Raw genomic sequence first — 24067 nt, forward strand, 5'->3', positions numbered from 1 at the left:
GGCTCAGTTCTGGGCTTTGAGCGCGTCGCGGATCTCGAGCAGGATGTCCTTCTCGGTCACCTCGGGCTCGGCGGGGGCTTCTTCTTCTTTCGGGCCCTCTGCCATTTCCTTGACGCGGTTCACGCCCTTGACCAGCAGGAACACGACCCAGGCGATGATCAGGAAGTTGATCACGGCCATGATGAAGTTGCCGTAGGCGAAGGTCGCGGCGCCCTCGCCCTCGCCGAGGCGGAACCCGAGGCCGGAGAAATCCATGCCGCCGGTGAACAGGCTGATGATCGGGTTGATCAGGTCGTCGACCAGCGAGGTGACGATTGCGGTGAAGGCGGCGCCGATGATGATACCGACGGCCATGTCCATGACGTTGCCGCGGGCGATGAAAGTCTTGAATTCGTTGAGCATGGGGATGCTGTCCTTTTTGTCTCGTTTCCCCGTCTCCGCGGGGTGGACGCCATATGCCCCATGCGCGTAGCCCTGTCACTCGTTAGATTTACCTATACGTTAAGCGGCTGCGGCGCTTGCCGGGCGTGCGCGAATGGAACTCTGGCGGGCGTTTCGAGACCCATGAAATGAACTTGGCGAGCCGGGGATGGGCGCGCAGGGCGGCGATGGTCGAATAGGTCCGCGCCAGCTCGGTCTCGCTCAGCGTGGCGTGGATCTCGTTGTGGCAGATCTGGTGGAGCAGCACCGTCGGTCCGCCCTTGCCGCCGCGCAGTTTAGGCGTCAGGTGGTGCAGGCTCTGCCGCACCCCCGGCGGGATCGGGCGGTCGCAGAGCGGGCAGATCGGCGTGGTCGGGTCGGTGTCGCTTTGCTCCGGCATGGCGGTCGTTCCTGGTCTGGGCCTTCGGGCGCGCTGGCCCCGGCTTGCGGCGGACGCCGCACTGCAGGAAGATGGCGCGCAAGGCAGGGCGGGGCAAGGCAGGGACATGGAAGAGGTGCAGGCACTGGTCGTGGGCGCGGGCCCCGCGGGGCTGATGGCGGCCGAGGCGATCGCGGACAGCGGCGTGCCCGTCATCGTGACCGAGGCCAAGCCCTCGATCGGGCGCAAGTTCCTGATGGCCGGGAAATCCGGACTGAACCTGACCAAGGACGAAGACCCGGAGACCTTTCTCGACGCCTATGGGCCGGCCGCGCCGCGTCTGGCGCCGATGCTGGCGGAGTTCGGTCCTCGCGCCGTCTGCGAATGGGCCGAGGCCCTGGGCCAGCCCGTCTTCACCGGCACTTCCGGCCGGGTCTTTCCGGTGGCGATGAAGGCCTCTCCGTTGTTGCGCGCCTGGGCCGCACGGCTGGCGGGCAAGGGCGTGACGCTGCGCACCCGCTGGCGCTGGCGCGGCTGGGAGGGCGGTGTGGCGGTGTTCGATACGCCGGACGGGGTCCGGCAGGTGAAGGCTGCGCGCACCGTCTTGGCGCTCGGCGGCGCGAGTTGGGCCCGGCTCGGCTCCGATGGGGCCTGGGCGCCCTGGCTGGAAGCGGCGGGGGTCGGCCTCGCGCCCTTCGCGCCGGCCAACGCGGGGCTGGTGGTCGAATGGTCGGCGCCGATGGCCCGGCATTTCGGGGCGCCGGTCAAGGGCATCGCCCTCAGCGCCGGCGACGTCCGGTCCCGCGGCGAATGCGTGGTTTCGGCCCGCGGTCTGGAGGGCAGCGGCGTCTACGCGATCTGCCGGCCGGTGCGCGAGGGGGCGGCGCTGACGCTGGACCTTTTGCCCGACTGGACCCTTGAGAAGGTGGCGGAGCGGCTGGCGCGGCCGCGTGGTCGCCAGAGCATGGGCAACCACCTGCGCAAGGCGCTCCGGCTCGACCCGGTGAGCCAGGCGCTTCTGATGGAATTCGCCCGCCCGCTGCCCGAGGCGCCCGAGGCGCTCGCCCGCGTGGTCAAGGCACTGCCGGTGCGCCACGCCGGTTTGCGTCCGCTCGACGAGGCGATCTCCACCGCAGGTGGCGTGCTCTGGTCCTCGGTCGACGCGGGTCTGGCGCTGACGGCCCTTCCCGGCGTCCATGTCGCCGGCGAGATGCTGGACTGGGAGGCCCCGACCGGTGGCTACCTGCTCACGGCCTGCCTCGCGACCGGCCGCTGGGCCGGGCGCGCCGCGGCCGGGAGGTGACCCCGCCGCACCGGATCAGCGCGCCATCGCGCGCTTCAGCGCCGGACGCTGCCGCAGTCGCTCGAGGTATTCGGCCAGCCGAGGCTCGGTGATCGGGAAGCCGGCGGCATCGGCCCAGTTGCCGCAATGGGTCAGGATGATGTCCGGCACCGTCATCGTCTCGCCCATCAGGAACGGCCCCTCCGCCATCCGGGCCACCAGCGTCCTCTGGCTCTGCTCGAACTCCCATTTCAGGCTGCGCTTGATGGCGCCCTCGCGGAACTGCTCCGGCAGGATGAAGCTGTGGCGGGCGGCCATCCAGAGCGCGGCGTCGAACTCGTCGAGCAGGAACTGGGTCATGCTGTCCTGCCGCGCCCGGTCGAGCGTGCCGGCGGGGAAGGTCAGCGCGCCGTGGCGGTCCCCCAGAAAGGCCAGGATCGCAGTCGAATCGGTCACCGGCGTTCCGTCCACCACCAGCACCGGGACCTTCCCGGCAGGGTTCACCGCGATCACGTCCTCGGAGCGCGGCGGGGCGCCGACGTGCTCATAGTCGAGGCCGAGTTCCTCCAGCATCCAGAGCACGCGCAGCGCGCGACTCCGGACGTTGCCGATCACCGTGTACATTCCGCCTTGTCCTCCCCCGGGGCATTCCTCGCGCCACGCTGGCACGCCCCGCCTGTAGCGTAAAGCCCTCGGTGGACAGGGTCAGAGGCGGGCGCTGCGCAGCATCGCGAGGCGGATGAACAGCCGCTCGACCAGCGCCATCTGCGGCGCGGTCTGGCCGGCGGAGCGCAGGGCGAGGTCGGTATCGACCAGCAGGGGCAGGGCGCGTTCGAGCCGCGGCATGCCCCAGTCCTGCGCCTGCCGGATCATCCTGTCCCGGCGGGGGCCAAAGACCGGCGGGCGCTGCCGCGAGAGCCCGGCGGCCGGACCCTTCGGATCCGCCGACGCGGCATGCAGGGCGCGGAAATGGCGGGACGCCGCGATGATCAGGCCGACAGGGGACTCGCCCTGTCCTGAGAGCTTCTGCATCAGCGGGCCGATCTGGTTGGCCTTGCCCTCGGCGACGGCGTGCAGGATGTCGTCGGTCGCGGCCTCGATCGTGGCCGGGGCAAGCTCTGCAACCTCGGCGCTGGACAGCGGCGCGCTGTCGTCGATCTTGTAGAGCGCGATCTTCTCCAGCGTCTGGCGAAAGTCGCCGGGATCGAGCGCGCGGGCGAGGGCTTCGAGATCGCCCATCGCCTCGGGAGACACCTGCGCCAGCCCGGCGCGCTTCAGCTCCGCCTCGATCTCGGCGCGGCTCGGCGGGTCGTCGTAGATCGCGGCGGAAAACGCGTTGCCCGCGCCTTCGAACAGCTTGCGCAGCTTCGAGCGGGCCGGAAGCTGTCCGGCGGTGGCGACGATCATCGCATCGCCCTCCCGCCATTCCTCGAGCGCCGCCTCGAAGGCCGAGGCATTGCCGTCGCCGGCCTCGTCGACCAGCACCACGCGCGGGCCGGGAAAGAAGCCGACGGCCTTGGCCGCGTCGATCAGCGCCGCCGGGTCGCGCCGGAGCTCTGCGCCGGAGAGCCGGGTCAGCCGCATCTCCTCCTCACCCGCCGGGCCGATCAGCGCGCCGACCATGTCCTGCCGCTTCAGCGCGACGCGCATGGCGTCGTTGCCGTAGATCAGGATGCCGGCGCGGCGCGGGTCGGGCTTGGCGAAAAAGGCTGTGGCGTCGCGGGGCGAGAGCTTCACGGCTGCCAGCTTCCGGCTGTTGCGAGCAGCTGCGACACGGTCTGGTCGGCGAGGATCACCATCAGCCGCTCGCTGGCGCTCTTCTCCGAGGCGCGGGTCGCGACAGTGGTGCCGATCGCGGAATAAGACGTGAAGCTTTCGGTCCGCCCGGAGGTCAGCACGGCGCCGCTCGCACGGTCGGTCACGGTGAACCGGACCTCCCCGGAGAGGTTGTAGCGCAGCGTTTCCTGGTCGGAGGTCACCGCCAGCCCGTCGGTCTCGGTCGTGATCGAATAGGTCAGCAGGTAGGGTGCGGCATCGCTGGTCCGCCCCAGCCGGTCCTCGAACTGGACGACGAAGGCGTATTCCTCGGTCGAGCTCGGCGCCTCGGCGAGGATCTGGTTGCGGAGCGCGTAGGCGCTGCCGCCGGGCGCATAGGCCGGCGTGAACCCGCAGGCGGCGAGCCCGCCGGTGACGGCGAGCGCGGCCAGCAGGGCCCTGCGATCAGGCGACCACATTGACGATCCGCCCCGGCACCACGATCAGCTTCTTGGGCTGGCCGCCGTCCAGCGCCTTGACGACCGCGTCATGCGCCAGGACAAGCGCCTCCACCGTGGCCTTGTCGGCGTCCTTGGCGACCTCGATCTCGCCGCGCCGCTTGCCGTTGATCTGGATCGGCAGCGTGACGGTGTCCTCCACCAGCATCGCGGGGTCGGCCTTGGGCCAGGGCGCGCGGGCCACCAGCCCCTCGCCGCCCAGCATCGACCAGACTTCCTCCGCCAGGTGCGGGGTCATCGGCGACATGAGCTGCGCCATGACGCGCATCGCTTGCGCCCTGGCGCCGGCGCTCGCCTTGTACTTGGCGATGGTGTTGGTGAAACCGTAGAGCTTGGCGATCGAGGTGTTGAAGGCGAAGCCCTCGATCCCCTCGGTCACGTCGGCGATCGCTCGGTGCGTGGCGCGCTCCAGCGCGGTGTCCTCGGCCCCGCCCTCCGGCGCACCGGCCTCCTTCAGCTCGAAGGCGATGCGATAGACCCGGCCCAGGTGCTTGAACGCGGCTTCGGCGCCGGCGGCCGTCCATTCCACGTCGCGCTCCGGCGGGCTGTCGGACATGACGAACCAGCGGGCGGTGTCGGCGCCGTAGCTGGCGACGATCTCGACCGGGTCGACCACGTTCTTCTTGGACTTCGACATCTTGGCGGAGGGGACGACCTCGACCGCTTCCCCCGTTGCCTTCACGACAACGCCGGCCTCGGTCCGCTCCACCTCTTCGGGCAGGTGATAGACCGGACGGCCGTTCTCGTCGCGGGTCAGGTAGATCTCGTGGGTCACCATGCCCTGCGTGAACAGCGCCTCGAAGGGCTCCTTGCTCTTCTCCGGCAGGTGGCCGGTCAGGTGCATGGCGCGGGCGAAGAAGCGCGAATAGAGCAGGTGCAGGATCGCGTGCTCGATGCCGCCGATATACTGGTCGACGTTCATCCAGTAGTCGGCTTCCTCGGCGATGGTCGGCGTGTCGGCATGGGGCGCGGTGAAGCGCGCGAAGTACCAGGACGAATCGACGAAGGTGTCCATCGTGTCGGTCTCGCGCTTTGCCGGTGCGCCGCAGCTCGGGCAGGGCACGTCCCGCCAGGTCGGGTGACGGTCCAGCGGGTTGCCGGGAAGGTCGAAGCTCACGTCGTCGGGCAGGCGGACGGGCAGGTTCTCGCGCTTCTCGGGCACCACGCCGCAGGCGGAGCAATGCACCACCGGGATCGGGCAGCCCCAGTAGCGCTGCCGCGACAGGCCCCAGTCGCGCAGGCGGAACTTGGTCACGCCGCGGCCGACGCCGGCCTCCTCGCAGGCCGCGATAGCGGTGTCGATTCCCTGCTCGCCGGTCTGCAGTTCGTCTCCGGCGAAGCCTTTGACGTAGCGAACCTTTTCGGACTTCAACGGCACGTAGGCCTCGCCGCCGGCTTCGGGCGCGACGAACTCTGCGGCGGGGTCGGCAGGGGCGTAGGTGGAGGTCACCGGCAGGTCGTACTTGCGGGCGAACTCGAGGTCGCGCGCGTCATGCGCCGGGCAGCCGAAGATCGCCCCCGTGCCGTAGTCCAACAGGATGAAGTTGGCGATGTAGACCGGCAGCTCCCAGGCGGTGTCGAACGGGTGACGGACCCGGAGGCCGGTGTCGAATCCCTTCTTCTCGGCCTTCTCCAGCTCCTCCTCCGAGGTGCCCATGCGCCGGCACTCGGCACAGAAGGCGGCGATCTCGGGATTGTCCTTCTCCAGCGCCTTGGCCAGAGGGTGATCCGGCGAGATGCCGACGAAGCTTGCGCCCATCAGCGTGTCGGGCCGGGTGGTGTAGACCTCGACCCGGTCGTGGCTGGCAGGGCCGTCGATCAGCGAAAAGGCGAACTGCAGGCCGCGGCTCTTGCCGATCCAGTTGGCCTGCATCAGGCGCACCTTCTCGGGCCAGTTCTCCAGCCCGTCCAGCGCCTCCAGAAGTTCCTCGGCGAAATCGGAGATGCGGAAGAACCACTGGGTCAGCTCCCGCCGCTCCACCAGCGCGCCGGAACGCCAGCCGCGCCCCTGCTCGACCTGCTCGTTGGCCAGCACGGTCATGTCGACCGGATCCCAGTTGACCACGGCGGCCTTGCGGTAGATCAGCCCCGCGTCCAGCATGTCGATGAACATGCGCTGCTGCTGGGCATAGTATTCCGGGTCACAGGTCGCGAATTCGCGGGACCAGTCGATCGACAGCCCCAGGGGCTTCATCTGGTCGCGCATGTCGGCGATGTTGGAATAGGTCCAGTCCTTCGGGTGGCCGCCCGAGGCCATCGCCGCGTTCTCTGCCGGCATCCCGAAGGCGTCCCAGCCCATCGGGTGCAACACGCTGAACCCACAGGAGGATTTGTAGCGCGCGATGACGTCCCCCATGGTGTAGTTGCGCACGTGCCCGATGTGGATCCGGCCGGAGGGATAGGGGAACATCTCCAGCACGTAATACTTGGGCTTGGCAGGATCGCGGACCGCTGCGAAGCAGCCGGCCTCGTCCCAGGCCGCCTGCCACTTCGGTTCGATCTCGGACGGGTTCAGGCGGGACATCGCGCTACCTCGGCTCACGTATCAATTGGCGTTGCGCGGCTTGATAAGCGCCGCGCAGCCCATCGTCCAGAGCGCGATTGTGCGGGGATCAGAGCGCCGAGTGGGCGATCCGGATCTGGCGGGCATGCGACAGGATCGCATCCTCGATGGCGCGGACGGTGTCCGCATCGACCGGACCGGACCGTGAGACCAGCGACACCTTGAGCGAGCGGGCGTCGAGCGCCGGGTCGGTAACGTAGACCGTCGCGCGATAGGACCGGCTGCCGCCCGGGGGCGTGCCGTAGCCGAAGACGATGATGCCCGAGAACGGATCGACTCGTTCGATCGGCAGGAAGTTCAGGACATTGAGAGAGGCCTGCCAGAGGTAGCGGTTCACCTCCAGCGTCGTGTTGGGATTGTCGACGCCGACAAAAAGGTCCCAGATCGTCTCGCGTTCGTTGCCGTCTTCGTCGAGCGCGGGGTTGAACTCGTCGGGCAGATTGGAGGGCGCGGGATTGTCGAGCGGATTGCCGCTGCAGGCTGCCAGAAGGCCCAAAAGGCCCATTGCAGCGGCGGTCCGTATCACGCGCTGAAAGGTCATGCCGTATCTGCCCCTCATTCTCAGTTCCCGGAAGGTCTAGCCGAGCGGCCCGAGGCTCACAAGTCCTTAGGCGGCAGGCAGGGTTTCGGCACTGTGGCAAAGCTGCACCAAATCCGGAAGCGTGCCCAGCCAATCGTATCGTCGCCTTGCAATCATGGGGCTGCGGAGCGAGAGAGATGCACATACCCAACTCGGACTTCCGGGTTGTGGTGAACTCTTGAGATACACGAGGGAAAACGATGAAAAAGATCCTTCTCGCTTCGACCGCCCTGGTCGCCTTCGCCGGCGCCGCGGCTGCGAACGATAACATTGCACTCTCCGGCTCCGCCGAGCTGGGTGTGGTTGGCGGCGGTGGCGACATCGATCGCGAGCCCCAGTTCATGCAGAGCATCGACGTCCGCTTCTCGCTGTCGGCTGAAACCGATGGCGGCCTGGTCTTCGGTGGTACCATCGACCTGGACGACGTGTCCGACTCCTCCACCCAGGGCCTGGGCGACGTGACCGGCTACGCCGACTTCACCGTCTTCGTCTCCGGCGAGTTCGGCACCGTGACCATGGGCGACACCGACGGCGCTCTGGACTGGGCCATGCAGGACCCGGCAGCTGTTGGCTCCCCCGGCTCCATCGCGGACGACGAAACCGCCCACTTCGGCCGTGAAGACACCTACCTCGACGGTGACTACGACGGTCAGGTGCTGCGTTACGACTACACCTACGGTGACTTCGGCTTCGCCGTGTCGCTCGAAATGGACGACGCGAACGACGCAGAGCTGGATGCCGCTGACCGTGACCGTTACGACCCGGCTTGGGCTGTTGGCGCCAAGTGGTCGCCGGAGCTCGGCGCTGGCGTCCTGAAGCTCGGCATCGGTTACCAGGAATCCGACAACGGTTCGGTTACCTTCGGTTCGGACGACACGAACATCCAGGTTGGGTTCGGTGAAGACGCCTCCGTCTGGGGTCTGTCGGCTGCCTACGAAATGGACAACGGCTTCTCCATCGGTGCCGTCTACTCCGATTGGGACAGCGATGCCCTGAAGTCCGGTTCGCACTGGGCCATCGGCGGTGGCTTCAGCTGGGATGCCTTCAGCATCGCAGCCAACTACGGCGAGCGCGACTTCGACGTCCGGGGCAGCGGCGACGTGGAAACCTCCGGCTGGGGTCTGGCCATGGGCTACGACCTGGGCGGCGGCCTGTCGGTTCTGGCCGGCTACGGCAACTCCGAGGCGAGCGCCCGTGGCTTCGCCGACGACGACGCCACCAGCAATGGCGATATCGACTGGGACTCCTACTCGCTGGGTCTGTCGATGTCCTTCTGATCTCCGGATCGGATAGAATTGAGGGAAGAGCGGGCATTCGCCCGCTCTTTTCTTTTTGGGGCACACGCGCGATAGCTTGACCAGTCAAGCCTGAACGGATCGCCCATGCTCCCCCTGAACCCTTCCCGGATCCCCACCGAATTCAAACGCGCGCAGGACCTGCAACGCAGTGGCGAGTTCGAAAAGGCGAAGGCCATATACAAGGCCATTGCCGACGTGGCTCCGCGGCTGACGGAGGTTCACTTCCACCTCGGCAGGATCGCGTTCGACCAGGGTGATACCGACGGGGCGCTGGCGCATCTGGAGCGCGCGAGGCGCCTCAAGCCCGCCGAGCCGGCCATCCTCTCGGCGATGACGGCGGTGCTGTCCTCGGTCGGGCGGGACAAGGACGCAATCACCCTCTACGACGACGCGCTCGCAACCCATCCGACGGCGGAGAACCTCCGCATCGACCGGGCGTTCCTGCTGCAGCGCATGGGAGAGATCGACAGGGCGGACAGGGAGCTGCGCCGCGTTCTCAAGAAATCCCCGCTCCGCGGCGACGTCTACCGGATGCTGGTGGTGCCCAAGAAGGTGAAGGCGGACGACCCGGTGATCCGCATGATGGAGCAGGCCCACGCCGACCCCAGGGTGAAGGGCGCCAACCGGGTGCAGCTCCAGTTCGCGCTGGCCAAGGCGATGGAAGACACCGGCCAGACGAAGCGGGTCTTCACCTATCTGACGCCGGCCAACAGGGCGACGAAGGAGCTCTACAAGTATGACGTCTCGGAACGGCGGGACGAGGTGGAGGCGCTGATCGACGCCTTTTCCGGCCACGATTTCACGCCCTCCGCGCCGGCCAGCGAAGACTTCGCGCCGATCTTCGTCACCGGTCTTCCGCGGTCGGGAACGACCCTGGTGGAGCAGGTGCTTGCCAGTCATTCGCAGGTCACCGCCGCGGGCGAGCAGTCCATTTCGCCGCGGCTCTGCTTTGGCGTGATCGGAATGCCGAAGACAGGATTTCGCCCGGCGGCGGAACTCTCCGGCACCGAGATCGAGGGACTCGGGCAGGCCTACCAGGACGCCATTCGCAAGGCCGTCGCCTTCGATCGCGTGGTCACCGACAAGGGCATCCAGTCCCATCTGTTCATGGGGCTGCTGAAGCAGGCCATTCCCTCGGCCCGATTCGTCGTGGTGCGCCGGGATCCGCGGGACCTTCTGTTCTCGATCTACAAGAACCAGTTCAAGCCGGGCACGCACCGCTATGCCTACGACCTGGAGGACCTCGCCGCCTATTACGCGACCTTCCTGCGGATGCTCGATTTCTGGCGCGAGGCGCTGCCCGGCGGCTTCCACGAGATCAGCTACGAGGCGCTGGTCGCCGATCCCGAGGCCGAAAGCCGGGCGCTCGTCGAGGCGGCAGGGCTGGAATGGGAGGACGCCTGCCTTGAATTCCACGCCGCGAAACGCGAGGTGAAGACCTTGTCGATTGGCCAGGTGCGCCAGCCGATCTACACGACCTCGGCGCGGGCCTGGGTGAAATACGAAACCGAGCTCGCGCCGCTGACGGCGGCGCTGGAGCGGGAAGGGGTGCTGTAACATGGGGCTGGACGACATCCGCAAACGGATCGCAAAGGCTGAGGCCGAGGCGGGCCGGCCCGCCGGCAGCACGACTCTGATCGCGGTCTCCAAGGTGCAGCCGCTGGAGCGGGTGGAGGCGGTGCTCGAGGCCGGGCACCGGGTCTTTGGCGAGAACCGGGTGCAGGAGGCGCAGGGCAAGTGGCCGGCCTTCCGCGAAAGGTTCGACGGGGTCGAGCTGCACCTGATCGGGCCGCTGCAGACCAACAAGGCGCGGGTGGCGTTCGAGCTGTTCGACGCGATCCATACGCTCGACCGCCCCAAGCTCGCCACCACGCTGGCGCGGCTGGCGCAGGAGATGGGGCGCTGCCCGCCGCTCTTCATCCAGGTCAACACCGGCGAGGAGCCGCAGAAGGCCGGCGTGCTGCCGGCGGAGGCCGATGCCTTCGTGGCCGAGGCGCGGGCTCTGGACCTGCCTGTGCAGGGGCTGATGTGCATCCCGCCCGTGGAGGAGGAGCCGAGCCTGCACTTCGCGCTGCTCGCCAAGATCGCCGCCCGCAACGGGCTCGACGGGCTGTCGATGGGGATGAGCGGCGATTTCGAGCGGGCGATCGCGCAGGGGGCGACCCATGTCCGCGTCGGCTCGGCAATCTTCGGCGAGCGCGATTACGGCTAGGTCGCCGCGACCGGCGCCATCCTGAAAGTTCAGGGAACGATGAGCCGGGTGCCGGGCGCGGCCTGGGGGGCGATCCAGGCGAGGTGATCGCGGCGAAAGGCGATGCAGCCTTCGGTGGGGTGGCGCGGCTTGCGCCAGCTGTGCAGGAAGATCGCGGAGCCGCGGCCAGGCGTGGCCACCGGCCAGTTCCAGTCCGTCGTCAGGACGATATCGTAGAGCGGATCGGCGCGGCGCAGGCGCTCGTGGCTGAAAGCGTGCGGCGCCCGGACATGGGTGTTGTAGGCCGGATCCGCGGGATCGTCGGACCACAGGTCGTCCGGGCCGATGGGCCTGGCCCAGGGGGCCGGCGGCAGGAGCCGGTCGGGGCGATAATAGAGTCCCGCAATGCAGTGGATGCCCCGCGGCGTGGCGCCGTCGCCTTCCCGCTTGTCGGCGCGGAGCCCGCCCTTACCGATGGCGGCGGGAAAGGTGCGGCCCATGAAGCGGATGCCGCGCGGGGTCAGCACGAGGTCCTGAGGGGTCACAGCAGGTGGCCCGACTTCGCGGCCTTGGTGGCGAGATAGGCGGCGTTCTCGCGGGTGTGTCCGACCTTGAGCGGCACACGCTCGGTGACGTCGATCCCCTGGGCCTGCATCATGGCGATCTTGGCGGGGTTGTTCGTCATCAGCCGGACCGAGGAGAACCCCAGCTCCCGCAGCAGCGCCGCGCCGATCCGGAAGTCGCGCTCATCGTCCTCGAAGCCGAGCCGGTGGTTGGCCTCCACGGTGTCGAACCCCTGGTCCTGCAGGCTGTAGGCCCGCATCTTGTTGGCAAGCCCAATGCCGCGCCCTTCCTGGTTGAGATAGAGCAGAACGCCGGCCCCTTCCTCGCCCATCGCGGCGAGCGCGGCGTGGAGTTGCGGGCCGCAGTCGCACTTGAGCGAGCCGAGGATGTCCCCGGTGAAACAGGCGGAGTGCAGCCGGGCGAGGACCGGTTTCGCGCGGTCGGGCTGACCGATCTCCACGGCATAGTGTTCCTCGCCGCCGTCGCCCGGGCGAAAGATGTGCAGCCGCCCGGCCCGGGCCAGCGCCATCGGCAGGCGGGCGGAGACGACCTCCTCGTATTGCGGGGCGCTCGAAGGGGCGCTGTCGGAAAACAGGTCGAGGATGGTCAGGTTCGAGGTGATCGCGACGGACAGGTCGGGCAGGGGGCGCACCAGGACCGCCGGAAGCAGCCGTGCTTCCTTGGCCAGCGCGATGGCGGCGCGGTGCAGGGTGGCCGGGCTGTCGCGCTCGGTGCGGAACGGGCCCTTCAACGGGTCGGTCAGGTCGTCGGCCGGATCGGCCACAGACTGCGCCCAGGCAAGCGAGGCATCCCGCGGCAGGGCGATCCGCGCCAGGTCTCCGTCGTAGGCGCGCGCCTTGAGGGTCTCGGCCCGGCGGGCGGTGATGGCGAGGGTCGCACCCGGTTCGGCGGTCATCATGGCAAACCGGTCCGGCGAGAGGCATTCGACGGCGGCGACAAGCGCCACGCTGTCGCCGTCCCGCAAGCAGACCGGAACCCCGATGCGCAGGTCGGCGCGCGCGCGGGCACGGCGTTCGGCGGGGGAGGGGGCAAGGGTCATGGCGGCTCGTTTTCTCTGGGGCGGAGCGTTAGCACGTTCCCCGGAGGCCCGGAAGCTGAAACAATCGGGCGGGTGTTGACACATCGCCGTGAGATCCTTGCAGCAAATCTTGCCGCAAAGGTCACCCGCCCGCATCTCCCGGTGAACACAAGGAGGCATACCCCATGGGCACGCTGAAGAAGATCCTGCTGGTAGACGACGAGGACGACCTGCGCGAGGCGCTGAGCGAGCAACTCGTGATGACCGAAGATTTCGACGTGTTCGAGGCCGGCAACGGCCACGAGGCGATGGAAAAGGTCAAGGCCGGGCTCTACGACCTGGTGATCCTCGACGTGGGGCTTCCCGATACCGACGGGCGCGAGCTTTGCCGGCTGATGCGCAAGCAGGGCGTGAAATGCCCGATCCTGATGCTGACCGGCCACGACAGCGACGCCGACACGATCCTCGGGCTTGATGCCGGTGCCAACGACTACGTGACCAAGCCGTTCAAGTTCCCGGTGCTGCTGGCCCGTATCCGCGCCCAGCTCCGCCAGCACGAGCAGTCAGAGGACGCCGTGTTCCAGCTTGGGCCGTATACTTTCAAGCCGGCGATGAAGATGCTGATCGACGAGAACGAGCGCAAGATCCGGCTGACCGAGAAGGAAACCAACATCCTCAAGTTCCTCTATCGCGCGACCGACGGCGTCGTGGCGCGCGACGTGCTGCTGCACGAGGTCTGGGGATATAACGCTGGAGTCACGACGCACACGCTAGAAACGCACATCTACCGGTTGCGCCAGAAGATCGAGCCCGATCCCTCGAACGCCCGTCTTCTGGTAACCGAATCCGGCGGATATCGCCTCGTTGCGTGATCGCCAACGTTAACACCTTCCGTGAAGGAAGTTGTTAACCTTGTCTGGATAGTCTCCCCTTGTCGCGTCGGGGTGATGGCGCGGCACCTCCCTGTTGGACTGGCCCGGGCTTCGGCCCGGGTCTTTTTCTTGTGGGCGCGGGGCCAGGGATTCACAGGCCGGAGCTCCGTGTACCGCGTTCGGCTTGCTCCGAATTTCCCGAAACTGGAAACGATCCCGCTGTCGAGCTGGCTTCTGTTCGGCTGGCGTGAACGGTTCCGGCAAATTCTTTTGAGCGAGACGATTGCGCTGATACCTTTCCGGGGTTCGAAAGTGCGGGGCGCTGTCGCGGTGTGTGCGGGGTGCCTGCGCGGGTTCGGCTGTAATGGGGGGAAACATGTTCAAGTTCACAATTCTGGCTTCCGCTGTCGCTCTTGCCGTCGTTCTGCCAAAGGGAGCAGAGGCGGGGGCGGTGCCGGATCGGACGCACGCCACCGGCGCGATGGCGCATCTCGTCGAGATCAAGGGCGCGAAGAAGGACGCCGACGCCAGGGCGGAACGCAAGGCCGAACGGAAGGAAGCCCGGGCCGAGCGGAGGGAGAAGCGGCGGGCCGAGCGCGAGGCTCGGAAGTCGTCGCGCGAGGCGCGTCCCCGGAACCCGAAATGGAATGACGAACACGCCGCGTTCGTCGATCAGGCCCGCAATACCAATTCGGGCATCGGCAACGGCGGCGAGACGCCCGACTTCGAGAATGGCGGCTGGATGTCCTTCCCGAGCGAGAGCCTCGACAGGGACCCGGCCAATTCGCGGCTGCAGTGCCAGGGGGGCAAGAACACCAACCGTTGCTGAGGACAAAGGGGCGGGCCGGTGGTCCGGCCGCCCTTGAGGCCGCGGTGCGGGGGCGCTAGGGTCGCGCGGCATTTGACGCCGGAGACGCCCCATGCCCTTCACCCTCGCCACCTGGAACATCAACTCCGTGCGCCTGCGCGCCGGTCTCGTGGCGCGGCTGCTGCGCGACGAGGCGCCGGACATCCTGTGCTTGCAGGAATGCAAGAGCCCGGTGGACAAGATCCCGGCCGATATCTTCACCGCGCTCGGCTACACCCACATGATCGCCCGCGGCCAGAAGGGCTACAACGGCGTGGCGATCCTGTCGAAACTGCCGATGGAGGATGTCGGCGACATGGATTTCGCGGAGCTCGGCCATGCGCGCCACGTCGCCGGGCGGCTGGCGAACGGGGTGGTGATCCACAACTTCTACGTCCCCGCCGGCGGCGACAAGCCGGACCGGGAGATCAACGAGAAGTTCGGCCAGAAGCTCGACTACCTGACCGGGATGCGGGACTGGTTCCATGCCGAGCGCCCGGAAAAGGCCATCCTCGTGGGCGATCTGAACATCGCCCCGCGCGAGGATGACGTCTGGAACCACAAGCAGCTTCTGAAGGTGGTCAGCCATACGCCGATCGAGGTCGAGCACCTGGCCGAGACGCAGGATGCCGGCGGCTGGGTGGACGTGACCCGGGCCGACATTCCCGCTGGCAATCTCTATTCCTGGTGGTCCTATCGCTCGCCCGACTGGGACGCGGCGGACAAGGGGCGGCGGCTCGATCACGTCTGGGCGACACCCGACATCTCGAACGCGGCGCATTCCAGCCGGATCCTGCGGGACGTGCGCGGCTGGGAGCAGCCTTCCGACCACGCGCCCGTCTTCGCGACCTTCGATCTCTGAGGCGCCGCCCTTGCAAGGTGTCGGGCGATGCGCCATCTAAACCCCAAAGACATGCAAGGAAGAGACCGATGCTGGAATTTGGCCAGACCCCCCCGCAGAGCGCCCCTGCCGGCCTGATCAAGGACGGCACCGAAGCCACCTTCATGCCCGACGTGATCGACGCCAGCCAGGAAGTGCCGGTCATCGTCGATTTCTGGGCGCCTTGGTGCGGACCGTGCAAGACGCTCGGGCCGGCGCTCGAGGCAGCCGTCACCGCGGCCGGCGGCAAGGTGACGATGGTCAAGATCGACGTCGATCAGAACCAGCGGCTGGCGCAGATGCTCGCCCAGCAGGGGTTGCCGCTGCAGTCGATCCCCACGGTCGTCGCCTTCTACAAGGGCCAGGTGGCCGACATGTTCCAGGGCGCGCTGCCGCAGTCCGAGGTCAAGGCCTTCGTCGACCGCGTTGCCGCGCTGGCCGGTGACGGCGGGCTGGCCGAGGCGGTCGAGGCGGCCGAAGGCATGCTGAGCGAAGGCGCAGTCGTCGACGCGGCTCAGACCTTTGCGGCGATCCTCGGCGAGGACCCGTTGAATGCGGCTGCGTTCGGTGGCCTCGTGCGGTCGCACCTGGCGCTCGGAGAGACCGACAAGGCCGAGGCCCTGCTCGCCTCCGCCGCGCCCGAGATCGCCAAGGCCCCCGAGGTCGAAGCCGCCCGCGCCCAGCTCGAACTGGCCAGGCAGGCGGCCAACGCCGGTCCGGTGGCGGAACTGCGCGCCGCCGTGGAGGCCGACGCCAACGACCATCAGGCCCGGTTCGACCTCGCCCAGGCGCTGCATGCCAATGGCGAGGTGGAAGAGGCGGTGGCCGAATTGCTCGAACTGTTCCGCCGCGACCGGGAGTGGAATGACGGCGCCGCGAAGGCGCAGCTCTTCACGATTTTCGATGCGCTCAAGCCGACCGACCCGGTGGTTCTCAACGGCCGCCGCAAACTCAGCTCGATGATATTTGCCTGACGGCGCGATCCGGCTACCTTGGTTGCATGATCTCCAGGACCGACCTGCCCGACACCATCGCGCTGTTCCCCTTGCCGGGGGCGCTGCTCCTGCCGCGTTCCCGGCTTCCGCTGCACATTTTCGAGCCGCGCTACCTTGCGATGCTCGATGACACGATGAAGACGGAGCATCGTCTGATCGGCATGGTGCAGCCGCGGGAGACCGAGGGCCTGCAGTCCATCGGCTGTGCCGGGCGCCTCACCGCCTTTTCCGAGACCGAGGACGGGCGGTACATGATTACCCTTACGGGGATCTCCCGCTTCCGCCTGATCGAGAAGGTCGAGGGCTTCACGCCCTATATCCGGGCCCGTGTCGACTGGAGCGATTTCACCCGCGATAGCGGCGCCACGGAGCGGGACGCGGGGTTCCGGCGTCAGCCGTTCCTCGATCTGCTGGCGCGGTTCATGGAAGACCGCGGGCTGTCGACCGACTGGGACAGCCTGAAGGAAGCCGATGACGAGTTGCTGCTGAACTCGCTGTCGATGCTGCTGCCCTTTGATGTCGGCGACAAGCAGGCGTTGCTGGAGGCGCCGACGCTGGCCGACCGTCGGCAGACCCTGACGGCGCTGATGCAGTTCGCGCTGCATGCGGGCGACGATGGCGCGGAGGTGATGCAATGAACGCGCGCCCCGAGTCCGAGCCCCGCCCCACAATTGCCGACCGCAAGATGCTGGAGGCGCTGGTCTGCCCGCAGACCAAGACGCTGCTCTCCTATGATGCCAATCGGCAGGAGCTCGTTTCCCGCGCCGCGCGGCTGGCCTATCCGATCCGCGACGGGGTGCCGATCCTTGTGATCGACGAGGCGCGGCCGCTCGATTGAGCCGGCCCGGTCGCGTCAGGCCGGTTTTCCCTTGAGCAGGTTCGGCACGTCGCCCGACAGCCCCGCGGCCTCGCGGATGAAGGTGCGACGCAGGGCAGGGAGCTTGTCGATCACCCCCATGCCAATCCCGCGCGCTACCCGCAGGATCGGATTATCGTTCGAAAACAGCCGGTTGACCGCGTCCATGCCAAGCGCCAGCGTGGCCCGGTCGAAGCTGCGCCAGGCCCGGTGACGCTCGAGCACGAGGATCGAGCCGATATCTTCGCCGCGCCGCCGCGCCTCTGCCAGCACCTGGGTCAGCGTGGCCACATCCGTCAGCCCCTGGTTGAAGCCCTGTCCGGCGATCGGGTGCACGCCCTGCGCCGCATCCCCGATCAGCACCAGCCGGTCCTTCACCGTGTGGTTGGCCATGGTCAGGTTGAGCGGGTAGGAGAATCGTTTGCCGGCCAGCCGGATCTCCCCAAGGAAATCGCCGAAGCGCGGGCGCAGCGCCGCGAGGAAGCCGGCGTCGTCGAGGCTGGCGATATGGGCTGCGGCCTCTGGTGTCTCGGCCCAGACTATGGAGCTGCGGTTGCCGGGCAGCGGCAGGATCGCCAGAGGACCGTGCGGCATGAAGAACTGGTGCGCGGTGCCGTCGTGCGGCTTTTCATGTTCCACGGCACAGACCAGCGCGGTCTGGCCGTAATCCCATCCCGTCCGCTGGATGCCCGCGCGAAGGCCGACGCCGCTCTTGCGGCCGTCGGCGCCGACCAGCACCAGCCCGGTCAGCGTATCGCCCGACGCTAGCGTGACGCGCGCCTCGGAGGGGGTGATCTCCTGGTCCACGACCGTCTCGCCGGGGCGGTGGGTGATCTTCGGTTCGGCCTCGATCGCCTCCAGCAGCGCGCGGCGCAGGTAGCGGTCCTCGAGGATGTAGCCCATCACCCCCTCGTCCAGCTCGCCGTGGTCGAAGTGCATGGCAAACGGCAGCACGGGCCCCTCGCCGGGGCGGCCGTCGGTGGTGACGATGTTGCGGATCGGCTGGGCGTGCTCGGCGACCTTGTTCCAGATGCCGATGGCCGAGAGCAGCCGCTGCGAGGCGAGCGCCAGCGCATAGGAGCGCCCGTCGAATCCCGCGTCGGCCCGCGCCTCGGTGCTCAGCGCGTCGATCACGGTCGAGGTCATGCCGGCCTGGGCGCAGGCCAGCGCCAAGGCCGGTCCGTTGAGCCCGCCGCCGACGATCAGGAGGTCGCTGTCATGTGTCATCGCGGCAAGACATACCCCAGTCGTCGGGATTGTCCATGCGCTGCCCTGCCGCTAGGGTCCGTTTCGGCAGAATTCGGAGAACGGCATGAACGAGTGGCTTTGGATGAGTGCGGGCGACCTGGGCCGCGGAATCGGCGCGGGAGAGATCGACCCGGTGGCGCTGACGGAAGCCTACCTGTCGGCCATCGACAGCCACGAGGCCTCCGGCCGGATCTACGCCCGCACCACCCGCGACCGCGCCCTGGCCGAGGCCGGTGCGGCCGCGGAACGGGCGCGGCTCGGTCTGCGGCGGTCGCTGCTGGACGGCGTGCCGGTGAGCTGGAAGGACCTGTTCGACACCGCGGGCGTCGGAACCGAATCCGGTACCGCGCTGCTCAGGGGCCGGGTGCCGGACGCCGATGCCGAGGTGCTGCGCAACGCGACCGCGGCGGGGCTCGTCTGCCTCGGCAAGACCCACATGACCGAACTCGCCTTCTCCGGTCTCGGGCTGAACCCGGTGACCGAGACGCCGCCCTGCGTGAACGACCCCGAGGCGGTGCCCGGCGGTTCTTCTTCGGGCGCGGCGGCCTCCGTGGCCTTCGGGCTGGCGGCGGCGGGCATCGGCTCGGACACCGGTGGCTCGGTGCGGGTGCCCTCGGCCTGGAACGACCTCGTCGGGCTCAAGACGACCTCGGGCCGCCTCTCGCTCTCCGGCGTGGTTCCGCTCTGTGCCCGGTTCGACACCGTCGGCCCGCTGTGCCGGACGGTCGAGGATGCCGCGCTGCTGCTGGCGATCCTCGAAGGCGGCAAGCCCGCGGACCTGACCGGCGCCTCGCTGGAAGGCCGTGGGCTCATGGTGCTCAAGACCACCGCCTTCGACGGGCTGCGGGACAAACCGAAGGAAGGCTTCGACCGCGCCATCGCGCGTCTCGCGGCAGCCGGTGCGGTGATCGAGGAGCGCGAACTGCCCGAGGTGGAGGCCGCGATGGCCCTGTCGCCGACGCTCTATGCGCCCGAAGCCTATGGCACCTGGAAAACCGAGATCGAGGCGCATCCGGAGCGGATGTATCCGCCGGTGCTGGAGCGGTTTCGGGGCGGCAAGGGCATCGAGGCCGCCGATTTCGTCGCGGCCTGGCAGGAGCTGGAACGCCTGCGCCGCGCCTATCTCGCCGCCACCGCCGAATATGACGCGGTCCTCGTGCCGACGGTCCCGATCATGCCGCCGAACAAGGCCCTGCTCGAGGAGGACGCCGATTTCTTCGTGGGCGAGAACCTGATGACCCTGCGCAACACCCGGATCGGCAACCTCATGGGTCTCTGTGCTCTGACCCTGCCCACCGGCGTGCCTTCGGCCGGGGTGTCGCTGATGGCCCCGCCGATGGCGGAGGAGGCCTTGCTGCGCCTCGGTGCGGCGGCGGAGGCGGCGCTGGCCTGAGCCTTGGTCGGCCTCGCCGGGCTCCGGCCCGGCGATCTGGCCGAAAAGACACAAGCCCCCGGCGGAGTGTCACATTTTCTGGACCAAACCGGGCAGCGTGGCTAATCTGTCACCAAACGGGGCGTCACGACCCCGACCCCGAGGCAGTTTACAGCAAGCGAGCGCATGACGTTCCCCGACAGGTTTTCGGACCTACCCGAATACGCCTTTCCGCGTCTGCGGAAATTGCTGGCCGAGTCCGAGCCGGGCGGCGACGTCATTGATATGACGATCGGCGAGCCGCGCCATGCCATGCCGGACTTCCTCGAAGACGTGCTGACGCAGAACATCGCCGGCTTCGCCAAGTATCCGCCCAACGAGGGCACGCCGGAGCTGCGGGCCGCGATCGCGGCCTGGATCGGGCGCCGCTATGGCGTGACGGTCGACCCGGACACGCAGATCATGGCTCTGAACGGCACCCGCGAAGGGCTGTTCAACACCGCGCTGGCGCTCAGCCCGGAGACCAAGCGGGGCAAGGCGCCCGTGGTGCTGGTGCCGAACCCGTTCTACCAGGTCTACGCGGTTGCCGCCCTGATGGCCGGGGCCGACCCCTTCTTCGTGCCGGCCACGGCCGAGACCGGTTTCCTGCCCGATTACACCGCCCTGCCGACCGAGCTGCTGGACCGTGTGACGCTCGCCTATGTCTGCTCGCCCTCGAACCCGCAGGGTGCGGTCGCGGACGAGACCTACTGGCGGCGGCTGCTCGACCTCGCCGAGCGCCACGATTTCCGGATCATGGCCGACGAGTGCTATTCCGAGATCTACCGCGACGCGCCGCCGCCCGGCGCGCTCCAGATGGCGCAGGCCACCGGGGCGGACCCGGAGCGGGTGGTGATCTTCCACTCGCTCTCCAAGCGGTCGAACTTGCCCGGGCTGCGCTCGGGCTTCGTCGCCTCGGGGCCGCAATGCATGGCGCGCATCCGCCAGCTCCGCGCCTATGCCGGGGCGCCGCTGCCGCTGCCCCTGCAGCGGGTGGCCGAGCGGGTCTGGGCGGACGAGGCCCACGTGGAGGCTTCGCGCGCGATCTACCAGGAGAAATTCCGCCTCGCCGACGAGATCATGGCCGGCGTAGAGGGGTATCAGGGGCCCGAAGGGGGATTTTTCCTCTGGCTGCCGGTCAGCGATGGCGAGACGACGGCGATACAGGTATTCGAACAGACCGGCGTACGGGTTCTGCCCGGCGCCTATCTGGGTCGCGACGTGGGTGGAGACAATCCCGGCAAGGGATATGTCCGGGTCGCGATGGTTGCAGGGATGGACGAGTTGCGGCGCGGGTTGCTGGGCCTGCGTGACTGCCTCTACGAAAAATAAGGACGAAAAGATCCGATGGCTTCATATCAGACAAGACAGCGTGACCCCCTTCTCGACAGCTCCATGCAGGAAGCCATCGAAAGGCGTGGACGGGAGCTGGTCGGGATCATGCTCCTTGGGCTGGCCGCGGCCATCGCGGCGATGCTTGCCTCCTACGCGCCACAGGATCCGTCCTTCTTCTCCGCCACCGACGCGCCGGTGCGCAACCTGCTGGGCCGGTTCGGCGCCTCCATCGCCGCGCCGCTGTTCATCGTCGTGGGCTTCGGAAGCTGGGCGCTGGCGGTAATCGCCATGGCCTGGGGCATCCGTCTGCTGGCCCATTGCGGGACCGAGCGCGCGCTCGGCCGGCTGCTGTTCGCGCCGATCGCCGTGGCCTGCGCCGCCGTCTACGCCTCGACCGTCGTGCCCAGTTCCGAATGGACGCACAGCTTCGGTCTCGGCGGGCTTTTCGGCGACACCGTGCTGGGCGCCACGCTCAACATGCTGCCGATCTCCGCGAGCTTCGGCGTGCGCCTGCTGGCGGTGCCGGTCGGGCTCGGCGCCCTGTCGATGCTGCTCTTCGTGACCGGCTTCACCTTTGACGAGCTGCGCCGGATCGGCCGCTTCCTCGTGGTCGGCGTGATCCTTCTCTACGCGGGCCTGCTGCGCGCCGCGGGTGTGGGCGTCGCCGGGACGGCCGTGCTGGCCCGGGGGCTTGCCGAGAAGGGCGGCGAACAGCGGGCGCGGCTTGCCGAACGCCGTGCGGCGCGCGTCGAGGACCGTGCCGAGCGCCGCCAGAGCGAGCCGGTTCTGGTCGAGGATGACGACTACGACCTGCCGCCCGAGCCGCCCCTGCGTGCCGAACGTCCCGCCGCCGGCAAGCTGCTCGGTTCGGTCACCAAGCTGGTGCGCCGTGCCCCCACGCCGGAGGCCGCCTTCGCCGCCGAGCCCGCCGCCGCGGACTATGACGACGAGGATCTCTACGAGACCGCCGAGGATGCCGGCCCCAGCGAGGAGCGGATCAAGGCGCGGATCGCCGATGCGATCCGCGTTCGCGCCCGCGCCATCCCGCGCCCCGCGGCCCCGAGCACGATCGGACGGGCCGAGCCGCCGGTGGTGCGCCGCCGCGGCCCCAATCCGCTGATCCTCAAGGTGCCGGGCGCCGTGCCTTCTGCGCCGATGGCCGAGATCGACGACATGCCGCCGCCGGCCATGCCGCCGATGCAGGTGCAGACGCCGCCCACCCAGCGTGCCCCGCAGCCGCAGCCCGTCGAGCCGCCGGCCCCCGTCGCGCCCGGCGCACCGCAGCCCGCGCCGAGCACCGCCCGCCCGCAGGTCGCGCCGACGATCTACGAGCGCGGCACCCCGGTCGCGTCGCTCGACGACGAGCCCAGGGCCGTGGTCCAGCACCCGCCCCGCAAGGTGGCAGAGCCCTCGCGCCAGGCCCGCGCCGAGGCGCAGCCCTCGCTCGAGCTGGAGCCGGCCGAGGCCGAGCAATACGAGATCCCGCCGCTGTCGCTGCTGACCAGCCCGACCTCGGTCGAGCGCCACGTGCTCTCCGACGAGGCGCTGGAAGAGAACGCCCGGATGCTCGAGAACGTGCTCGACGATTACGGCGTGAAGGGCGAGATCGTCTCCGTCCGTCCCGGTCCGGTCGTGACCATGTACGAGCTGGAGCCCGCGCCCGGCCTCAAGGCGAGCCGCGTGATCGGCCTCGCCGACGATATCGCCCGCTCGATGTCGGCGCTCTCGGCGCGTGTCTCCACCGTGCCCGGACGCTCGGTGATCGGTATCGAACTGCCCAACGCCAACCGCGAGAAGGTGGTGCTGCGCGAGATCCTCTCGGCGCGCGAATTCGGCGACACCTCGATGCCGCTGCCGCTCGCGCTCGGCAAGGACATCGGCGGCGCGCCGGTCGTGGCCAACCTCGCCAAGATGCCCCACCTGCTGATCGCCGGGACCACGGGCTCCGGTAAGTCGGTGGCGATCAACACCATGATCCTGTCGCTGCTCTACCGGCTCAGCCCGGAAGAATGCCGGATGATCATGATCGATCCGAAGATGCTGGAACTCTCCGTCTATGACGGCATTCCGCACCTGCTCTCGCCCGTCGTGACCGACCCCAAGAAGGCCGTCGTGGCGCTCAAGTGGGTCGTGGGCGAGATGGAGGACCGCTACCGCAAGATGTCCAAGATGGGCGTGCGGAACATCGAGGGCTACAACAGCCGCGTGAAGGATGCGCTCTCCAAGGGCGAGATGTTCTCCCGCACCGTGCAGACGGGCTTCGACGACGAGACCGGCGAGCCGGTGTTCGAGACCGAGGAGTTCGCGCCCGAGCTGCTGCCCTTCATCGTCGTGATCGTCGACGAGATGGCCGACCTGATGATGGTCGCCGGCAAGGAGATCGAGGCCTGCATCCAGCGCTTGGCGCAGATGGCCCGGGCCTCCGGCATCCACATCATCATGGCGACGCAGCGTCCGTCCGTCGACGTTATCACCGGCACCATCAAGGCCAACTTCCCGACCCGGATCTCCTTCCAGGTGACCTCCAAGGTCGACAGCCGGACGATCCTGGGCGAGATGGGCGCCGAACAGCTCCTCGGCATGGGCGACATGCTCTACATGGCTGGCGGCGCCAAGATCACCCGCGTCCACGGCCCCTTCGTCAGCGACGAGGAGGTCGAGGAGATCGTGAACCACCTCAAGGCCTTCGGTCCGCCGGACTACGTGGGCGGCGTGGTGGACGGCCCCGACGAGGACAAGGAGAGCGACATCGATCTCGTCCTCGGCCTCGGCGGCAACACCGACGGCGAGGATGCGCTCTACGACCAGGCGGTGCAGATCGTCATCAAGGACCGCAAGTGCTCGACCTCCTACATCCAGCGCAAGCTGGCCATCGGCTACAACAAGGCCGCGCGCCTTGTGGAGCAGATGGAAGAGGAAGGGCTCGTCAGCGCGTCGAACCACGTGGGCAAGCGCGAGATCCTGGTGCCCGAACAGGCCTGATCCCCCTCCCCTGCCCGGCGCCGGGATTAACGCGGCGGTGGGCCTGTGCTAC

General features: G+C 68.4%; 23 protein-coding genes. 13 read left to right on the forward strand and 10 right to left on the reverse strand.

Annotation, left to right across the window (positions count from 1 at the left end; genetic code table 11):
* Window positions 1-3: 3 nt before the first annotated feature.
* Both mscL and CHB86_RS14980 read right to left on the reverse strand, forming a co-directional pair.
* Entirely contained in the window at window positions 4-402 is a 399-nt protein-coding gene (gene mscL / locus CHB86_RS14975) for a large-conductance mechanosensitive channel protein MscL (protein ID WP_089233860.1), read from the reverse strand.
* Between the two features lie 88 nt (window positions 403-490).
* Window positions 491-820, reverse strand: coding sequence for an HNH endonuclease family protein (locus tag CHB86_RS14980; protein ID WP_089233861.1), 330 nt, complete (start codon window positions 818-820; stop codon window positions 491-493).
* Window positions 821-926: 106 nt separating this feature from the next.
* Between CHB86_RS14980 and CHB86_RS14985 the strand changes: the two genes are divergently transcribed.
* Window positions 927-2102: a TIGR03862 family flavoprotein gene (locus CHB86_RS14985; RefSeq protein WP_089233862.1), complete on the forward strand. Its 1176-nt coding sequence runs from the start codon at window positions 927-929 to the stop codon at window positions 2100-2102.
* A gap of 15 nt (window positions 2103-2117) precedes the next feature.
* Here CHB86_RS14985 and CHB86_RS14990 read toward each other — a convergent pair whose 3' ends face one another.
* The 5 genes from CHB86_RS14990 to CHB86_RS15010 form a co-directional block, all read right to left on the reverse strand.
* The gene (locus tag CHB86_RS14990) at window positions 2118-2705 is read right to left on the reverse strand and encodes a glutathione S-transferase family protein (RefSeq protein WP_089233863.1); all 588 of its coding nucleotides are present in this window, start codon (window positions 2703-2705) and stop codon (window positions 2118-2120) included.
* Window positions 2706-2786: 81 nt separating this feature from the next.
* Complete coding sequence (holA, locus tag CHB86_RS14995; RefSeq protein ID WP_089233864.1) at window positions 2787-3818, reverse strand: DNA polymerase III subunit delta; 1032 nt, start codon at window positions 3816-3818, stop codon at window positions 2787-2789.
* Window positions 3815-4315 carry an LPS assembly lipoprotein LptE gene (lptE, locus tag CHB86_RS15000; RefSeq protein ID WP_089233865.1) on the reverse strand — a complete coding sequence of 167 codons (501 nt, stop codon included), beginning with the start codon at window positions 4313-4315 and terminating at the stop codon, window positions 3815-3817. The genes holA and lptE overlap by 4 nt, the downstream gene beginning before the upstream one ends.
* Window positions 4302-6878 carry a leucine--tRNA ligase gene (leuS, locus tag CHB86_RS15005; protein WP_089233866.1) on the reverse strand — a complete coding sequence of 859 codons (2577 nt, stop codon included), beginning with the start codon at window positions 6876-6878 and terminating at the stop codon, window positions 4302-4304. The genes lptE and leuS overlap by 14 nt, the downstream gene beginning before the upstream one ends.
* Window positions 6879-6966: 88 nt before the next feature.
* The gene (locus CHB86_RS15010; RefSeq protein WP_089233867.1) at window positions 6967-7458 is read right to left on the reverse strand and encodes a DUF3576 domain-containing protein; all 492 of its coding nucleotides are present in this window, start codon (window positions 7456-7458) and stop codon (window positions 6967-6969) included.
* Window positions 7459-7697: 239 nt separating this feature from the next.
* On the opposite strand from CHB86_RS15010, the gene CHB86_RS15015 reads away from it, so the two are divergent.
* The 3 genes from CHB86_RS15015 (at window position 7698) to CHB86_RS15025 (ending at window position 11007) form a co-directional block, all read left to right on the forward strand.
* Window positions 7698-8774, forward strand: coding sequence for a porin (locus CHB86_RS15015; protein ID WP_089233868.1), 1077 nt, complete (start codon window positions 7698-7700; stop codon window positions 8772-8774).
* A 105-nt stretch (window positions 8775-8879) separates the two neighbouring features.
* Window positions 8880-10352 carry a tetratricopeptide repeat-containing sulfotransferase family protein gene (locus CHB86_RS25230; protein WP_089233869.1) on the forward strand — a complete coding sequence of 491 codons (1473 nt, stop codon included), beginning with the start codon at window positions 8880-8882 and terminating at the stop codon, window positions 10350-10352.
* 1 nt (window position 10353) lies between these two features.
* Window positions 10354-11007 (forward strand): YggS family pyridoxal phosphate-dependent enzyme, encoded by a 654-nt coding sequence (locus CHB86_RS15025; protein ID WP_089233870.1) that lies wholly within the window; start codon window positions 10354-10356, stop codon window positions 11005-11007.
* A 29-nt stretch (window positions 11008-11036) separates the two neighbouring features.
* On the opposite strand, the gene CHB86_RS15030 is transcribed toward CHB86_RS15025, so the two are convergent.
* Together CHB86_RS15030 and ribA are read right to left on the reverse strand one after the other, a co-directional pair.
* Window positions 11037-11531, reverse strand: a complete 495-nt coding sequence (locus tag CHB86_RS15030; protein WP_089233871.1) for a L,D-transpeptidase family protein — start codon at window positions 11529-11531, stop codon at window positions 11037-11039.
* Window positions 11528-12610, reverse strand: a complete 1083-nt coding sequence (ribA, locus tag CHB86_RS15035) for a GTP cyclohydrolase II (RefSeq protein ID WP_089233872.1) — start codon at window positions 12608-12610, stop codon at window positions 11528-11530. The genes CHB86_RS15030 and ribA overlap by 4 nt, the downstream gene beginning before the upstream one ends.
* Before the next feature lie 164 nt (window positions 12611-12774).
* On the opposite strand from ribA, the gene CHB86_RS15040 reads away from it, so the two are divergent.
* From CHB86_RS15040 to CHB86_RS15065, 6 genes are all read left to right on the forward strand, one after another.
* Window positions 12775-13461, forward strand: a complete 687-nt coding sequence (locus tag CHB86_RS15040) for a response regulator transcription factor (protein ID WP_089233873.1) — start codon at window positions 12775-12777, stop codon at window positions 13459-13461.
* Between the two features lie 376 nt (window positions 13462-13837).
* Complete coding sequence (locus tag CHB86_RS15045; RefSeq protein WP_089233874.1) at window positions 13838-14290, forward strand: hypothetical protein; 453 nt, start codon at window positions 13838-13840, stop codon at window positions 14288-14290.
* 91 nt (window positions 14291-14381) lie between these two features.
* A complete protein-coding gene (locus CHB86_RS15050) occupies window positions 14382-15170 on the forward strand; it encodes an exodeoxyribonuclease III (protein ID WP_089233875.1) in 789 nt (262 codons plus the stop codon).
* A 68-nt stretch (window positions 15171-15238) separates the two neighbouring features.
* Window positions 15239-16162, forward strand: a complete 924-nt coding sequence (locus tag CHB86_RS15055; protein WP_089233876.1) for a tetratricopeptide repeat protein — start codon at window positions 15239-15241, stop codon at window positions 16160-16162.
* A 26-nt stretch (window positions 16163-16188) separates the two neighbouring features.
* Window positions 16189-16821 carry an LON peptidase substrate-binding domain-containing protein gene (locus CHB86_RS15060; protein ID WP_089233877.1) on the forward strand — a complete coding sequence of 211 codons (633 nt, stop codon included), beginning with the start codon at window positions 16189-16191 and terminating at the stop codon, window positions 16819-16821.
* On the forward strand, window positions 16818-17021 hold the full coding sequence (locus CHB86_RS15065; RefSeq protein WP_089233878.1) for a Trm112 family protein: 204 nt from the start codon (window positions 16818-16820) through the stop codon (window positions 17019-17021). The genes CHB86_RS15060 and CHB86_RS15065 overlap by 4 nt, the downstream gene beginning before the upstream one ends.
* A gap of 15 nt (window positions 17022-17036) precedes the next feature.
* Here the strand turns inward: CHB86_RS15065 and CHB86_RS15070 are convergent, their stop codons facing one another.
* Window positions 17037-18266 (reverse strand): UbiH/UbiF/VisC/COQ6 family ubiquinone biosynthesis hydroxylase, encoded by a 1230-nt coding sequence (locus tag CHB86_RS15070; protein WP_089233879.1) that lies wholly within the window; start codon window positions 18264-18266, stop codon window positions 17037-17039.
* An 85-nt stretch (window positions 18267-18351) separates the two neighbouring features.
* On the opposite strand from CHB86_RS15070, the gene CHB86_RS15075 reads away from it, so the two are divergent.
* The 3 genes from CHB86_RS15075 to CHB86_RS15085 all read left to right on the forward strand — a co-directional run bounded on the left by CHB86_RS15075 (window position 18352) and on the right by CHB86_RS15085 (window position 24015).
* A complete protein-coding gene (locus CHB86_RS15075) occupies window positions 18352-19680 on the forward strand; it encodes an amidase (protein WP_089233880.1) in 1329 nt (442 codons plus the stop codon).
* 165 nt (window positions 19681-19845) lie between these two features.
* A complete protein-coding gene (locus tag CHB86_RS15080) occupies window positions 19846-21030 on the forward strand; it encodes an aminotransferase class I/II-fold pyridoxal phosphate-dependent enzyme (protein WP_089233881.1) in 1185 nt (394 codons plus the stop codon).
* 15 nt (window positions 21031-21045) lie between these two features.
* On the forward strand, window positions 21046-24015 hold the full coding sequence (locus CHB86_RS15085; protein ID WP_089233882.1) for a DNA translocase FtsK: 2970 nt from the start codon (window positions 21046-21048) through the stop codon (window positions 24013-24015).
* The last annotated feature ends 52 nt before the right edge of the window (window positions 24016-24067 follow it).

This window comes from Tropicimonas sediminicola, from assembly GCF_900188335.1.
Classification (GTDB): Bacteria; Pseudomonadota; Alphaproteobacteria; order Rhodobacterales; family Rhodobacteraceae; genus Tropicimonas; species Tropicimonas sediminicola.

Bases quoted from the DNA above. Each gene is read 5' to 3' on its own strand.
- mscL (WP_089233860.1), bottom strand. From the start codon at position 402: ATGCTCAACGAATTCAAGACTTTCATCGCCCGCGGCAACGTCATGGAC.
- CHB86_RS15045 (WP_089233874.1), top strand. From the start codon at position 13,838: ATGTTCAAGTTCACAATTCTGGCTTCCGCTGTCGCTCTTGCCGTCGTT.
- CHB86_RS15070 (WP_089233879.1), bottom strand. From the start codon at position 18,266: ATGACACATGACAGCGACCTCCTGATCGTCGGCGGCGGGCTCAACGGA.
- CHB86_RS15050 (WP_089233875.1), top strand. From the start codon at position 14,382: ATGCCCTTCACCCTCGCCACCTGGAACATCAACTCCGTGCGCCTGCGC.
- lptE (WP_089233865.1), bottom strand. From the start codon at position 4,315: ATGTGGTCGCCTGATCGCAGGGCCCTGCTGGCCGCGCTCGCCGTCACC.
- CHB86_RS15040 (WP_089233873.1), top strand. From the start codon at position 12,775: ATGGGCACGCTGAAGAAGATCCTGCTGGTAGACGACGAGGACGACCTG.
- CHB86_RS15080 (WP_089233881.1), top strand. From the start codon at position 19,846: ATGACGTTCCCCGACAGGTTTTCGGACCTACCCGAATACGCCTTTCCG.
- CHB86_RS15060 (WP_089233877.1), top strand. From the start codon at position 16,189: ATGATCTCCAGGACCGACCTGCCCGACACCATCGCGCTGTTCCCCTTG.
- leuS (WP_089233866.1), bottom strand. From the start codon at position 6,878: ATGTCCCGCCTGAACCCGTCCGAGATCGAACCGAAGTGGCAGGCGGCC.
- CHB86_RS14980 (WP_089233861.1), bottom strand. From the start codon at position 820: ATGCCGGAGCAAAGCGACACCGACCCGACCACGCCGATCTGCCCGCTC.
- CHB86_RS15025 (WP_089233870.1), top strand. From the start codon at position 10,354: ATGGGGCTGGACGACATCCGCAAACGGATCGCAAAGGCTGAGGCCGAG.
- ribA (WP_089233872.1), bottom strand. From the start codon at position 12,610: ATGACCCTTGCCCCCTCCCCCGCCGAACGCCGTGCCCGCGCGCGCGCC.
- CHB86_RS14990 (WP_089233863.1), bottom strand. From the start codon at position 2,705: ATGTACACGGTGATCGGCAACGTCCGGAGTCGCGCGCTGCGCGTGCTC.
- CHB86_RS15015 (WP_089233868.1), top strand. From the start codon at position 7,698: ATGAAAAAGATCCTTCTCGCTTCGACCGCCCTGGTCGCCTTCGCCGGC.
- CHB86_RS15010 (WP_089233867.1), bottom strand. From the start codon at position 7,458: ATGACCTTTCAGCGCGTGATACGGACCGCCGCTGCAATGGGCCTTTTG.
- CHB86_RS14985 (WP_089233862.1), top strand. From the start codon at position 927: ATGGAAGAGGTGCAGGCACTGGTCGTGGGCGCGGGCCCCGCGGGGCTG.
- CHB86_RS15055 (WP_089233876.1), top strand. From the start codon at position 15,239: ATGCTGGAATTTGGCCAGACCCCCCCGCAGAGCGCCCCTGCCGGCCTG.
- CHB86_RS15065 (WP_089233878.1), top strand. From the start codon at position 16,818: ATGAACGCGCGCCCCGAGTCCGAGCCCCGCCCCACAATTGCCGACCGC.
- CHB86_RS25230 (WP_089233869.1), top strand. From the start codon at position 8,880: ATGCTCCCCCTGAACCCTTCCCGGATCCCCACCGAATTCAAACGCGCG.
- CHB86_RS15075 (WP_089233880.1), top strand. From the start codon at position 18,352: ATGAACGAGTGGCTTTGGATGAGTGCGGGCGACCTGGGCCGCGGAATC.
- CHB86_RS15085 (WP_089233882.1), top strand. From the start codon at position 21,046: ATGGCTTCATATCAGACAAGACAGCGTGACCCCCTTCTCGACAGCTCC.